The organism is Flavobacterium sp. (assembly GCF_027482425.1).
Taxonomy (GTDB): domain Bacteria; phylum Bacteroidota; class Bacteroidia; order Flavobacteriales; family Flavobacteriaceae; genus Flavobacterium.
In genome coordinates this window covers 1-13307 of sequence record NZ_JAIXWA010000030.1, presented here as the reverse complement: position 1 = coordinate 13307, position 13307 = coordinate 1, and the positions used below count along the sequence as shown (strand labels likewise).

Here is a 13307-nt window from a genome sequence, read left to right as displayed (position 1 = left end):
TGAACCCAACTATAAATGGGACCGCAAAGGTACGTAAAGTTCCTAGAAAATGAAAAATTGTTTAGTCCCCATTTGTGGCTGTATCGCCAAGCGCAAAAGGATAATTACCAAACAAAGCCGATAAGTTTTTCAGCTGATAGGTTTTCTTTGTATACTTATTCGATAAGGCAATAATGACCGTATTTTCCTCTCGTAACGAAATATAACTCGAGGTGTTTCCATGCCACCAGCCATTGTGGTAAAACAATTTTTGTCCCGTGGCCCATTCCCGTAAACGAATGCCTAAGCCGTAATTTTTTTCCCCTTTTGCTTCATAACTGTAACCTTTGAAGACTTGTTCTAGGAGGTCAGGACTCAAAAATCCGGGGGCGTTGCGGGCTAAGTCAAATTTTAATAAATCCCTCGGCGTCGAATAAATATTTTTGTCCCCGTACACCGCATCTAAGAAATCAAAACCATATTTCACATAATTGTATTTGTACGAGGGAGTCGCTTTCTCTTTGGGCGTTTCCTCATCAAAAACAAAGGTGTGGGTCATTCCTAACGGATAGAAAATGATTTCTTTCATGGCGTCACGGTATTTTTTACCCGTAACTTTTTCAATGACCAAGGCCAATAAGGCATAATTGGTGTTGTTGTAACTAAAATGCGTGTCGGTTTTGGTTTCCAATGGGATGTTTTTGGTCATCAAAATGTGCAGCAAGTCTTTATTCGTCAAAGTCTTCTTCCGCCCCCATATTTTGGCATCATCACAAAAATAATTGTATTTTTTCATGCCACTGCGGTGGTTTAGAAGCGTGCGAATGGTCACGTCTTTATACGGAAATCCCTGAAATAAAGTGGTCAATTTCTGGTCTAAGGTCAGTTTCTTTGCATCGATGAGTTTTAAAATGGCCGTCGCTGTCAATACTTTACTGACCGAAGCAATATGCAAAGGTGTATTTTCCGCATTGAGTACGTTTTGCTCCTTATCGGCATAGCCTTCGTAGCGTTCGTATATGATTTCTCCATTTTTGGCGACCAAAAAACAAATGTTTTCAAATTGGTTGTTGAAAAACTTTTTAATGTATTTTTCGATTTCGTTACGTTTGACATTTTTAAAACTTTCAGCCAATTTTGGTAACGAATCGGAAGCAGGAACCATCGCATATTCGGGGCCCGTCTGTTCCTTTTGCTGTCCCCCCGATTGTTGACAGCCAATGAAGAGTAAAGCGGTGGTTAGTACCGTATATAAGTAGTGCTTTCGCATGATGAATTTGTTCGAAAAAAAACAAATATAAGTACCGAGACCGCGCTTTTGTTTTTGATGAAAGCGAAAAACTAACAAAATTATTAACATCCCATGTAAGCGATTGATACTGAAGGAGCCATTGTAAAATGAATTTTTGGTAAAAGTTTTGAAATCGATTTCGTTACCCTTACTTTTGGGCGCATTCAATTTAAAATAGGCTATAGCTATGGTATTTGGTATCGTTAAAGAACGCAAGTCACCGCCCGATCGTCGCGTGGTTTTTACCCCTGAAGAATTGGTACGGTTACAACAAACCCATCCTGACGTTCGTATCAAGGTTGAATCCTCTGATATTCGCGTCTTTCCCGATGAAGCATACCGTGCGTTAGGATTGGAAGTAACCGCCGATATGCAGGATTGTGAGGTACTTTTCGGAGTTAAAGAAATTCCCGTAGACGCTTTACTCCCCGGAAAAAAGTATTTCTTTTTTTCGCATACCATCAAAAAACAACCTTACAATCGTGCCTTGTTGCAAGCTATTTTAGCTAAAAATATCGAACTCTATGATCATGAAACCATCGTCGATGCCCAAAACAAACGACTTATCGGATTTGGGCGATATGCAGGAATCGTAGGGGCCTATAATGGATTTAGAGGATTTGGTATCAAATACGAGTTGTTCACCCTTCCCAAAGCCGAAACGCTTCAAAGTAAAGACGATCTTATTGCGCGGTTAAAGCGGATTATGTTGCCCAATATCAAAATTGTATTGACGGGTAAAGGAAAAGTTGGTATGGGCGCCAAAGAGATATTAGACGGCATGAAAATGAAATCGGTTTCGGTCGATGATTTCTTGACCAAAACCTATACAGAACCCGTATATACGCATATTGATGTGATGGATTACAACGTTCGTTTGGACGGACAAAACCTCGGTAAAAATGACTTTTATAACCATCCCGAAGCCTATACTTCCTATTTTGAACGGTTTACCAAAGTCGCCGATGTGTTTATGACCGGCCATTTTCACGCCAACGGTTCCCCCGATATTCTTACCCAAGCTATGTTGCAAGCACCCGATTGCAAACTCAAAGTGGTTGCTGATATTTCTTGTGATGTCAACGGACCCATTGCGTGTACGACCCGTGCGACTACCATCGCCGATCCGTTTATGGGATACTTGCCGCAAGAGCATCGCGAAGTGCCCTACACCCATCCCGGAGCGATTATGGTTATGTCGGTTGATAACTTACCTTGTGAATTGCCCAAAGATGCCAGTGAAGGATTTGGTGAAATGTTTATGGAGCACGTGGTACCTGCGTTTTTCAATGGCGATAAAGACGGTATTCTGCAACGCGCCAAGATGACCGAAAACGGACAGTTGACGCCGCGATTTGCTTACCTGCAAGACTACGTAGACGGAATATAAAAAATACAATCCTGAGGAAACACTCGGGATTTTTTATTTCCCTCGGTTATGGTATCTTTAGCCTTTTAAATGCAATTGTATGAAACGTTTTTTTGGATGGCTTGGCTTTTTCGTCCTGGCCGTAACTTCTGCTCAAACCGTAACCGCTCCAGGAGGAGACCTTGCCCTTACTTTTCAAGTAACCGGCAAAGGACAACCGGCTTATAGTGTTAAATTTAAAACCCAAGATGTCGTACTTCCGTCTACGTTGGGGATGCGTATCAAGGATTTGCCTGCATTGACCGAAGGCTTTGAAGTTCTGAAAACCGAATCCAACGTTTTTAACGAACCTTGGTCGCCGGTGTTGGGCGAAACCGCGGTAATCCCTAATCATTACACCCAACTCATTGTAGCTCTTCGGCAAGCCACCACGGGTCGTTTGCTTACCCTTATTTTTAAGGTTTACGATGAAGGGGTCGCGTTCCGTTATGTATTTCCCAAGCAACCACAACTCAATTATTTTGTCATTGAAGATGAATTGACACAATTTAATTTGAATGGCAATCATAAAACGTTTTGGATACCAGGCGACTATGATAGTCAAGAATATGCCTACAACGAAACAGCCTTTGCCGACATAGATGGCGCAAAAATCGATATGAACAATGGGATCGGACTAAAAACCATTCGCAGCAATCAACGCGTGCAATCGCCCTTGATGATGAAAACGCAGCAAGGTCTTTACCTCAATATTTTTGAAGCTGCCGTGGTCAATTATCCCGTAATGCATTTGGAGGTACAGCCCAAAACCTACCGCTTAACCTCACATCTTGTGCCCAATACCTTGGGCGATAAAGCCTATTTGCAAACCCCAGCCGTATCGCCTTGGCGTACCATCTTTGTGCATGATGATGCCCGAAAAATTGTATCCTCACGCATGATTCTCAGTCTGAATGACCCTTGTAAAATCAGCGATGTGTCCTATATCAAACCCATGAAATACGTGGGTATTTGGTGGGAAATGCATATCGGAAAATCTACATGGGATTACGCCGGGTCGCAAAATGCGCAAAACGCCGCCGATGGATCACTCAAGCCCTCAGGACGCCATGGAGCCACCACCGAAAATGTAAAACGTTACATCGACTTTGCCGCACAACACGGTTTTGATGGGGTTTTGGTCGAAGGATGGAATGCCGGCTGGGAGGACTGGTTTGGCAATTGGAAGGAAGATGTATTTGATTTTGTCACGCCGTATCCTGATTTTGATCTTAAAGTGGTGAATGCCTATGCCAAAGCCAAAGGAGTCAAAATGATTATGCATCATGAAACCTCAAGTTCAGTGGCCAATTACGAGCGCCATCTCGACCGTGCGTTCGAGTTGATGAAAGACTACGGGTACCCCGCTGTAAAATCAGGCTATGTAGGACGTATTATTCCGCGGGGCGAGTTTCACGACGGTCAAACCATGGTCAACCATTATAATTTTGTGGCCCGTCGGGCTGCCGATTATAAACTCATGGTCAATTCACACGAGAGTTCGCGACCTACGGGCTATCATCGAACGTATCCCAACTACATCGCAGCTGAGGCGGCACGCGGCAATGAATTCAATGCTTGGAGTGTGGGTAATCCGCCCATGCACGAAACGATTTTACCCTTTACCCGTTTATTGGGTGGTCCTATGGATTATACGCCTGGGATTTTTGAAATCAAAATGAGTTACTACGACAAATCCAAATCCGAGCACGTGCACACCACGCTTGCCAAACAATTGGCCTTGTATGTTACCTTGTATTCGCCGTTGCAAATGGCTGCCGATTTGCCCGAAAACTACGAACGCTACCTCGATGCGTTTCAATTTATCAAAGACGTCGCCGTCGATTGGCAAGACTCGAAGTATTTGGAGGCTGAGCCGGGCGATTACCTCACCGTGGCTCGTAAAGAGAAAAATGGCGAACGTTGGTTTTTGGGCGCCATCACCGATGAAAACGCACGAACAAGTACGATCAAATTAGATTTCTTAACCCCCGGCCAAAAATACAAAGCCATTCTCTACCAGGATGCCAAAGACGCCGATTGGAAAACCAACCCCAAGGCTTATGAAATCAAAACCATGACGGTAACCGCCAAATCCAAATTGCCCTTGCGTTTGGCTCCCGGCGGGGGAACCGCAGTGAGTTTTGAACCTATTCCGTAAGGTTCAGGAGCTTTTCCGGCTATCCACTGCAAGCCGCGCTCGTTCCGGCTTTTTTGACCGCCAAAGTCCGTGAGCTCCCAAAGTCGCTACGGCCGATGGGTCAACAATAGCCGTCCCCACGCGCGGGCTTTCCGTTGCTATCCGGGCTAGGGGAATTGCTTTTCATAATAATTCAATATCTTTAAAACCTAAACCAAAAATCAACCCTTATGCGTAGTCCTTCTACTCAAACCAATTGGGCGCAGTTTGTGCCTCTTGCCAGTGTCTTCTTTTTCTGGGGATTCGTAGCGGCGAGTAACGATATTTTAATTCCCGTTTTTAAAAATGCTTTTACCCTCGAAAACTGGCAGAGTCAGCTGGTATCTGTTGCGTTTTACATTGCCTACACCGTAGGATCGATCGTTTACCTCTTGATTTCGTATGTTACGGGAGGCGATGTCATCAACCGCATTGGATATAAAAATGCCTTAGCCTTGGGGTTAACCATTTCGGCGTTGGGCACCTTGTTGTTTTACCCTGCCGCCAATACAAAATCGTTTCCCTTAATGCTAACCGGCTTGTTTGTGGTGGCGTTCGGATTTTCATTACAACAAACCGTGGCCAATCCGTTGGCGATTGCATTGGGACCTTTGCATACAGGTTCGCAACGGCTTACGATGGCCGGTGGGATAAATAATTTAGGGACGACTATCGGACCCTTATTGGTGAGTTTTGCCATCTTTGGAGCACCTACCGCTAAAGAAGCGACTATGGATATCGAAAGTGTGAAAATTCCCTATTTGGTGCTAGGTGCTGCCTTTTTACTAGTAGCTTTATTGCTAAAGTTATCGAGCATTCCCGACCGCCCTGCGGCTGTGGTTGAGGAAGAAATTACGGTGAGTACTTCGCCACGTAATTCGGCGTTGCATTACCCGCAATTGGTGCTTGGCATGATTGCTATTTTTGTCTATGTAGGGGTTGAAGTATCAACGGCGAGTAATTTGCCCGCTTATATGGAAAAGGATTTGGGATTTAAAACACAAGATATTGCCCCTTATATTTCATTGTATTGGGCAAGTTTAATGATTGGCCGTTGGACAGGCGCCGTAGAGGCTTTTACCGAGAATATGAATCTGCGGCAAGTGTTGCGTTTTATCGCGCCTTATTTGGCTTTTGGAGTGTTTTTAGGCGTCAACCGTTTGATGAATCACGATTTGACGCCCTTCTATATTTACGGTGCTGTGATTTTAGTATTAATTGTTGCCGATATCGCTAGTAAAGGAAATCCCGCGCGGATGTTGTTTATTTTCTCCCTACTTGGGATTACGGCTTTGGCCATTGGAATGGTTACCCGCGGTATGGTTTCGGTGTATGCTTTTACTTCGGTAGGATTGTTTTGCAGTACGTTGTGGCCCTGTATTTTTACCTTGGCGATTAGCGGTTTGGGCAAACATACCTCGCAAGGCAGTAGTTTTTTGATTATGATGATTATGGGCGGTGGCTTGGTGAGTTTGTTGCAAGGGTATTTGGCCGATGTAGTTTCCATCCACGCGAGTTATATCGTCGGAGTAGGGTGTTTTGCTTACTTAGCGTTCTATGCATGGCAAGTCACCCGTATTCTGAAAAAGCAAGGCATTACTTTTGATACAACGGTGCGCAGTGGTCATTAATTAACGGAATTATTAATCCAAAAAACTCCGAAGGAACTGGGTTCTTTCGGAGTTTTGTCGTTGCTACACTAGCCCTGATAGAAGCTGGCTACCCCGCCGGACGAAGGGAGGCGTGTAGCGCGGATAGCAGGACTACGGTGGTGGCGCGCAGAGGGTTACTTGCTCCAATCAATGTTACGCGAATAGAACATGACTGCCGCGAGGATGGCAAACAGGCCGATACTGCCTACCAGCAAGGCGTAATCTTCGAGTTGGATAATCACAAAAAGGAAGGCGTAGATAAGCGATAAGGCGCCTCCGATGAGCATGGGGAATTTTCGGTTTTGGAGGATGGAATAGGCGTAGAGCGTTATCATGCTCACGATGGCGGTGCCTGCAATGGCGTAGGCAAGAGTGAAACTGCTGTGTTCGGTAATGGAGATGAGCAAGGCATAAAAGAGGACTAGTGCAATACCAATCATGCTGTATTGAAAGATGTGGATGTTGATTTTGCTCATCGTTTGAATGAGGAAGAAGACCAAAAAGGTGAGACCGATGACGAGGAACCCGTATTTGGAGGCCCGTTCGTTTTGTTGGTATTCGTCGACGGGGGTAATCAGGTCGACTTTGTAGGCGTATTTGCTCAAGTCGGGTAAGGAGCCAAACTGCTGTTGGTTGAACGGACGGTTGAAGTAGAGTATGTTCCATTGCGCTTTGAACCCTTGAGGCGACACGGTTTGGGTTCCTGGTAAAAAATAGCCCGAAAAACTAGGAGAATGCCAATCACTATTTACGGTGGCTTGGGTCGTTTTACCAACAGGAACAAAACTGAGGGCGTGACTTCCGTTGTACTTCAATTGCATTTTGAAGGTTTGTCCCGCGAGCATTGCAATGGGTAGCCGAGCGCTTTCGAGGGTTGCCATAGAATCGTTGGGTTTGTCACTTGCAGTGGGTTCAAACGCGTATTTTTGACCGTTGATTCCTATTTTCACTTCACTATTGATACTGCTTACATTGGTGGTTCGGAATACGATTTGGCTTTCCTCCCAGCGAATGTTTTCTTCGGGAATTTGTAGCGACTTAAAATCGGGGTTTGAAAACCGACCTTCAAAGGTGATAGTTGCCGAAAAGACATTGGCTCTGTAGATACTTCGTTTGAGGGTACGCGCCATTTTTACCTCGGTGTCGGTAGCGAGTTTGTCGGGAAAAAAGTAAGCCGTTTGCAGTTGTTTTGTCGTGTTGTCGTAATACGGTACTTTGAGTAGGGGACCGTAGCAAAAGACTTCGCCGCCCCATTTGGCAGTCGTTTCGGTAATGACTTCTTGTTTTCGTTGGCTTCGTTCGGTGATGAGGTCTTGCACAAAGAAAAGCGGGATGAGAAGAACGAGGGTAAGAAATCCGACCATCATCATTTTGGCGGTGTTGGTTTGAAAGAAAGTTTTCATTTCGTGATCTTGGTGTTCCATAATAGACATGTTTTATAATGAATTAATAATGATTTTTAGATAGACAAATGCGATGGGAATATTGGCCAATACGAGGAGTATTTTGATGCCATAATAGTCCCTGTGGTTGTGTAAGCGAACGCATTGGTAAAGCAGGTTGCCGAGCACGACTAGGTTGATTGCTAGGGCCAAGAGCACATAGTAAAAGCCGGCCAAGAGCACATATTCATGCTTGGTGGTTAAAAAGGCGAACAGTAAAAAGGTTCCGAGTAAAAAGGAGGCGATGGCAATTTGCGTGGAGCGCTGTCCGGTAGCGCTTTGGTATTGTTTTCGGGTCATCGGGTATGTGTTTGAATGAGAAAATAAAGCAAGAGGTAACAGCCCATTACGGGAATATTGAGGCATAAAATGCCCCCGTCTTTCAGACTTTGCCTTCGGTTTTCGGGTGCGTATATCGCATCATGAATCACGGCTATGAACGCCATGCCGTTGATAAGCACAGTAAAAAGCGTGAATAAAAATCCGAGGAAGACCACAAGGTCATGTCGGGTAATCACATAGCCATAGCAAAGAATGGTTTCGCCCCAAAAGGTAAGTAAGGCGATTTTTTGATACAGGGTATAGGCTTTCATGGTTGTATGTTAAACGTTTTTCGAAAGTCGGCAATAGGATAGGGAAGGAGCGGGAGAAAGTTGAGGTCATAAAACCGATGCGCTTGTTTTCCTTTGCGGTAGGTTTGGTAAAAATGACCCCATTGAAATGGGTAAAACACCACTCCTGTACCCATCACTAAAAACAGAAAAGGACTTCGTTTCCCATTGCCTAATAAATAAAACTGCATGGTGATTTCATCCAATACAGTACCTCCTGTTTGGGTGAGTACATGAAAAATGTCGTGTTCCTCTAGGGTAGGTTGTATTTCAAAATGGTGCTGACAAAGGAAGCAACCCAGATGAAACCCCAAACTCTCTTCGGGCAATCGTAAAAGTTCTTGAAGCGTGAGATTCCAGGCTTCTTTTTGTTTAAAAATCCATTGATAGGGCACTTTTACAGTGCGGTACATCCATTCAATAAACAACTCTCTCATAATAAAAGTACTTTGAATTTCAAAGCATAAGTGTAAAAAAATAGGTTACGACTTTTGTATTAATTTTTCCAGGGCTTCAATATGGTTTTTGAAGGCTGTTTTACCGGCGGTTGTGGCCAAATAGCGTGTATTGGGTTTTTTACCGATGAATTGTTTTTCTACTTCGATATAGGCTTCAGCTTCTAGGGCTTTGATATGCGAAGCCAGATTGCCGTCGGTAACGCCGAGCAGTTCTTTCAACGTAGTGAAGTCCACACGGTCATTCACCATCAGTACCGACATGATGCCCAGTCGAATGCGATGGTCAAAGGCTTTGTTGATATTTTCAAGTAGGGATTTCACTGGTGCGGTAAAATTACAATTAATTTCGGTCGTATTTCACATACATCATGGCGCCATAGAGGACGTGGCAAACGCCAAATCCTAGGGTCCAAAAGATCAAATCGGAATCATTGAAATACGCCGCCATCAATCCTAAGATGATTTGCGTTACACCCAAATAACGCACATCACGGAAGGTGTATTTCGACGCATTGACACAGCCCATGCCGTAAAATAAGAGCATCATCGGGGCAATCAATTCGTAGTAGCTTTTAAAGAGAAGAATAATCACCAAGAGTCCACCGGTTACTAATGGAATACTGAAATTAATCAGCAGTCGTCGCGACGATGCATTCCAAAGTGTTTCCCCCATTTTTTTAGCTTTACGGGCACTCAGCACTATTCCCGTTCCCATTGAAGCCAAAATTATTACCGCTGCCAATCCGATCAATTGTAACGACAATGCATCCATGGGGAAGCCGTTTTCTGAACGCGATTGGGTGTAATCGACTACGTGATGGATATGCAATAGGTAATGGGCAATGCCAGCACCGGCCAAAGCATACAATCCCGCCAATACGCCCGATAGGCCACTAAGCGATAAGGTTTGTGACGATTTGGACATCATTTCTTTGATATCCTTTAGGTCTTTTAAATATTCATTCGTCTCCATAAAAAGTACTTTGATATACAAAGTAAAGTAATATTTATTTTTTAGACAAACTATTTTTCGATTATTTTTGAGAAAAATACAGTTCCCATGAAATGCAGACTTTCACTAATCCTTTTATTGGTTTTTCAATCGTTTTTTGCGCAATCGGATGCCCAAATGCTCGACCGAATTCACCGTTCAGTGCTCACGCAAGGGCAGTGCTATTTTTGGTTGGAGCATTTGTCCAATACCATTGGCGCGCGTTTATCGGGTTCGGAAGGAGCGGCTAATGGGGTGGTGTATACCAAAGCCCAACTCGATCAATTGGGACTCGATCGCGTCTACTTGCAAGAGGTGATGGTGCCCAAATGGGAGCGAGGGGAGAAGGAAATTGCGTATGTACAACTGGGGAAAAAGCGTTTAGACCTTTCCATTTGTGCTTTAGGGATGTCGGTAGCTACCCCCAAGAACGGGTTAGAAGCCGAGGTCATTGAGGTGAAATCCCTTGACGAATTGAAAGCCTTGGGTGCGGAGAAAGTTCGTGGAAAACTCGTTTTTTTCAACCGACCCATGGATCCTGAGCACGTTGAAACCTTTCGCGCTTACGGCGGTTGTGTCGATCAACGTTCTTCAGGGGCTCGTGAAGCTGGTAAATTAGGAGCCGTAGGTGTGTTGGTTCGTTCAATGAACTTACGTCTTGACGATCTTCCCCACACGGGAATGACCAATTATGGAGATACGCCTGAGTCGCAGCGCATTCCAGCCGCGGCAGTGAGTACCTTGGATGCGAATGCGTTAAGTGAAGCCCTGCAAACTCATCCCAACGCCAAAATCTATTTTCGTCAAACCTGTCGCTATTTAGGGGAGGTTCTTTCACATAATGTAGTTGGAGAGATTAAAGGGACTACCTATCCAGATAAAATTATTTTGGTCGGTGGGCATTTGGACTCGTGGGACTTGGGCGATGGTTCGCATGATGACGGCGCTGGCTGTGTGCAAAGTATGGAAGTATTGGCACTGTTCAAACGTCTTGGATACCGTCCGAAACACACTATCCGTGCAGTTTTATTTATGAATGAAGAAAATGGCGTGAAAGGTGGATTACAATACGAAGCCGAATCTAAACGGTTGGGTGAGCAACATATTTTTGCTTTGGAGAGTGATGCGGGAGGATTTGCGCCACGCGGGTTTTCGTTTGAAATTGATGCCACCAATATGGAGCAAGTACAACAATGGAAACCGTTGTTTGAACCGTATCTTCTGCATTTATTTCGTCAAGGGCATTCGGGAGTTGATATCGGTCCGCTTCAGTCCCCAAAAATAGTTAAAGCGGGATTGCAACCGGATTCTCAACGCTATTTTGACCACCATCATGCGGCCAAAGATACCTTCGATGCCGTGAACAAACGTGAGTTGGAGTTAGGAGCTGCTGCTATGGCTTCTTTGGTGTATTTGTTTGATCAATACGGTATTCGCTAATGCAACCCGCTCATGATTATGTAATGCGTCAACCCGAAGCATTTCGGGCGGTTTTGATGCATTGTATGGCGACAATTGAGGCGGTTATTCCCACCGTTGAGTTGCGCTATCGCTATGCTATTCCTTTTTATTATTACCACGATAAACCCTTTTGTTACCTCAATGCAAGCCACAAAAAAGGCTATGTCGACCTTGGATTTTATAGAGGTTTTCAATTGAAAACACATCAAGAGTTCTTGGTGGGTGCCAATCGTACTATGGTCAAATCGCTCCAATTTACAACTGTCGATACTCTTGATCAAAGGGTATTTGAAGCAGTACTTTTAGAAGCCAAGACATTGTATGAATAGGGCGTGAAATTTTGGGAAGTCCATTTACATCACGTATAAATGGTCATAAGTTTTATGGTTTGCAATAATTCCCATATTTCTATTTCTCTATTATTTTAGATTTTAGCGTTCACTTAGTAATCTGTTAGTAGTTCCTGTCGAAAAAGTAATAGAATAAAAAAAAAGGAGATTCTTTGCGAATCTCCTTTTTAGTTTGAGGGTGTAAATTGAATTATTTTACTTCACGATTTACATATACCCATCCTGTTTTGGTCGCAACACCATCACGCTCAATTACGTAATAGTAGGTTCCATCAGGAAGTTCATTTTCGTTATCCGACTGACCACTCCATTGGTTGGTATAGTTGGAACGTGAGTATACTTTAGTACCGTAACGGTTGTAAATGCTCAATTGTTTTACATTCAATCCCGTAAGATCAAAGCTGTCATTCAAACCATCGCCGTTTGGTGAGATACCTCTTGGGATAGCACATGTAATTTCGTTTGCGGTAAAGGATTGTGTTGTCGTACAAGATGATGTTCCATTTCCTACGGTTACGGTTACCGTATAGGTTCCAGAAGCTGTTACATTTAAGGTAGCTCCTGTTCCTACAGTTGCTCCCGATGCATTCGTCCATGTATATGTTGCACTTCCAAAATTACCAGAAACAACTTCCAAGACATAAATACTGCCTTCACATCCCCCTTCAATTGCAAAGGTTGGAGCTGGAGTAATGGTGATGTCAAAACTTTCTTGATCGGTACAACTTCCATTTTGTGCAAAAACATAAAGGTTTGTACTTGCACTGACAACAGCACCAGTATTTAACATCGTACCTGTACCATTCTGACCTGTGTAGTAGTTTCCTACGGCCAACGCAGGAAGCGTATACGAATCACAAGCAAACACATCGTTGATTGGCAATACATCGGGTGTTGCCACTACAGTAACCGTAATTGAAGACGTAGTAGCACACTGTCCTGTATCGGGTGTAAAGTTGGATGTAAATGTACCTGCCGTTGAAGTAGATATTGTAGCAGGATTCCAAGTACCGTTCACCCCATTGGTGGATTGTGTCGGTAAGGTAATCGTAGCGCTACCGGTACATACAGGAGCAATAGCTGCAAATGTTGGTACCGTTGGAGCTGTAATTGTAACAGTCAACGTCGTACTTACAGCACATTGGCCAGCATTCGGTGTAAAGGTTACCGTTTGTGTTCCGACAACCGATGTATTAATAGCTGCCGACCATGTTCCTGTAATTCCGTTATCGGAAGTTGTTGGTAACGCTGGTGCAGAACTATTTTGACACAATGGTGCAATGGCAGTAAATGTGGGAATAATAGAAGGTGCCGTAATCGAAACTTGAAGTGTCGTAGGCACTGCACATTGCGCTGCATTAGGAATGAATGTGAATGTAAACGTACCCACTACACTAGTATCAATTGTTGCTGGATTCCAAGTTCCCGTAATTCCATTTGTATCAGCAGCTGGAAGAGTACCAGGTGTTAACCCTTGACAAATTG

13 protein-coding genes are annotated in these 13307 nt (G+C 44.0%); 5 read left to right on the top strand and 8 right to left on the bottom strand.

Going from position 1 to position 13307, the window contains the following annotated elements:
• Nucleotides 1–61: 61 nt before the first annotated feature.
• Nucleotides 62–1249, bottom strand: coding sequence for a serine hydrolase (locus Q0037_RS03335; RefSeq protein ID WP_297515441.1), 1188 nt, complete (start codon nt 1247–1249; stop codon nt 62–64).
• Nucleotides 1250–1457: 208 nt separating this feature from the next.
• Between Q0037_RS03335 and Q0037_RS03330 the strand changes: the two genes are divergently transcribed.
• The 3 genes from Q0037_RS03330 (at nt 1458) to Q0037_RS03320 (ending at nt 6488) form a co-directional block, all read left to right on the top strand.
• A complete protein-coding gene (locus tag Q0037_RS03330) occupies nt 1458–2660 on the top strand; it encodes an NAD(P)-dependent oxidoreductase (protein WP_297515438.1) in 1203 nt (400 codons plus the stop codon).
• Nucleotides 2661–2739: 79 nt separating this feature from the next.
• Nucleotides 2740–4839 (top strand): glycoside hydrolase family 97 protein, encoded by a 2100-nt coding sequence (locus Q0037_RS03325; protein ID WP_297515435.1) that lies wholly within the window; start codon nt 2740–2742, stop codon nt 4837–4839.
• 209 nt (nt 4840–5048) lie between these two features.
• Complete coding sequence (locus Q0037_RS03320) at nt 5049–6488, top strand: MFS transporter (RefSeq protein WP_297515433.1); 1440 nt, start codon at nt 5049–5051, stop codon at nt 6486–6488.
• 155 nt (nt 6489–6643) lie between these two features.
• Here Q0037_RS03320 and creD read toward each other — a convergent pair whose 3' ends face one another.
• Genes creD through Q0037_RS03290 form a run of 6 tightly spaced genes read right to left on the bottom strand, consistent with a single transcriptional unit; the run spans nt 6644 to nt 9993 of the window.
• Entirely contained in the window at nt 6644–7933 is a 1290-nt protein-coding gene (creD, locus tag Q0037_RS03315) for a cell envelope integrity protein CreD (RefSeq protein ID WP_297515430.1), read from the bottom strand.
• A gap of 12 nt (nt 7934–7945) precedes the next feature.
• Nucleotides 7946–8251 carry a hypothetical protein gene (locus tag Q0037_RS03310; protein ID WP_297515427.1) on the bottom strand — a complete coding sequence of 102 codons (306 nt, stop codon included), beginning with the start codon at nt 8249–8251 and terminating at the stop codon, nt 7946–7948.
• A complete protein-coding gene (locus tag Q0037_RS03305) occupies nt 8248–8544 on the bottom strand; it encodes a hypothetical protein (RefSeq protein ID WP_297515424.1) in 297 nt (98 codons plus the stop codon). Before Q0037_RS03305 ends, Q0037_RS03310 begins: the two co-directional genes overlap by 4 nt.
• A complete protein-coding gene (locus Q0037_RS03300) occupies nt 8541–8999 on the bottom strand; it encodes a hypothetical protein (protein ID WP_297515422.1) in 459 nt (152 codons plus the stop codon). The genes Q0037_RS03305 and Q0037_RS03300 overlap by 4 nt, the downstream gene beginning before the upstream one ends.
• A gap of 45 nt (nt 9000–9044) precedes the next feature.
• Nucleotides 9045–9341 carry a transcriptional regulator gene (locus tag Q0037_RS03295; protein WP_297515419.1) on the bottom strand — a complete coding sequence of 99 codons (297 nt, stop codon included), beginning with the start codon at nt 9339–9341 and terminating at the stop codon, nt 9045–9047.
• A gap of 19 nt (nt 9342–9360) precedes the next feature.
• The gene (locus tag Q0037_RS03290) at nt 9361–9993 is read right to left on the bottom strand and encodes a hypothetical protein (protein WP_297515417.1); all 633 of its coding nucleotides are present in this window, start codon (nt 9991–9993) and stop codon (nt 9361–9363) included.
• Between the two features lie 87 nt (nt 9994–10080).
• Here Q0037_RS03290 and Q0037_RS03285 point away from each other — a divergent pair, with 87 nt between their 5' ends.
• Together Q0037_RS03285 and Q0037_RS03280 are read left to right on the top strand one after the other, a co-directional pair.
• On the top strand, nt 10081–11451 hold the full coding sequence (locus Q0037_RS03285) for a M28 family peptidase (RefSeq protein WP_297515414.1): 1371 nt from the start codon (nt 10081–10083) through the stop codon (nt 11449–11451).
• Nucleotides 11451–11801 (top strand): DUF1801 domain-containing protein, encoded by a 351-nt coding sequence (locus Q0037_RS03280; protein ID WP_297515411.1) that lies wholly within the window; start codon nt 11451–11453, stop codon nt 11799–11801. The genes Q0037_RS03285 and Q0037_RS03280 overlap by 1 nt, the downstream gene beginning before the upstream one ends.
• Nucleotides 11802–12012: 211 nt before the next feature.
• Here Q0037_RS03280 and Q0037_RS03275 read toward each other — a convergent pair.
• Nucleotides 12013–13307, bottom strand: a 1295-nt coding sequence (locus Q0037_RS03275; RefSeq protein WP_297515408.1) for a gliding motility-associated C-terminal domain-containing protein, incomplete at its 5' end; no start/stop codon positions are given.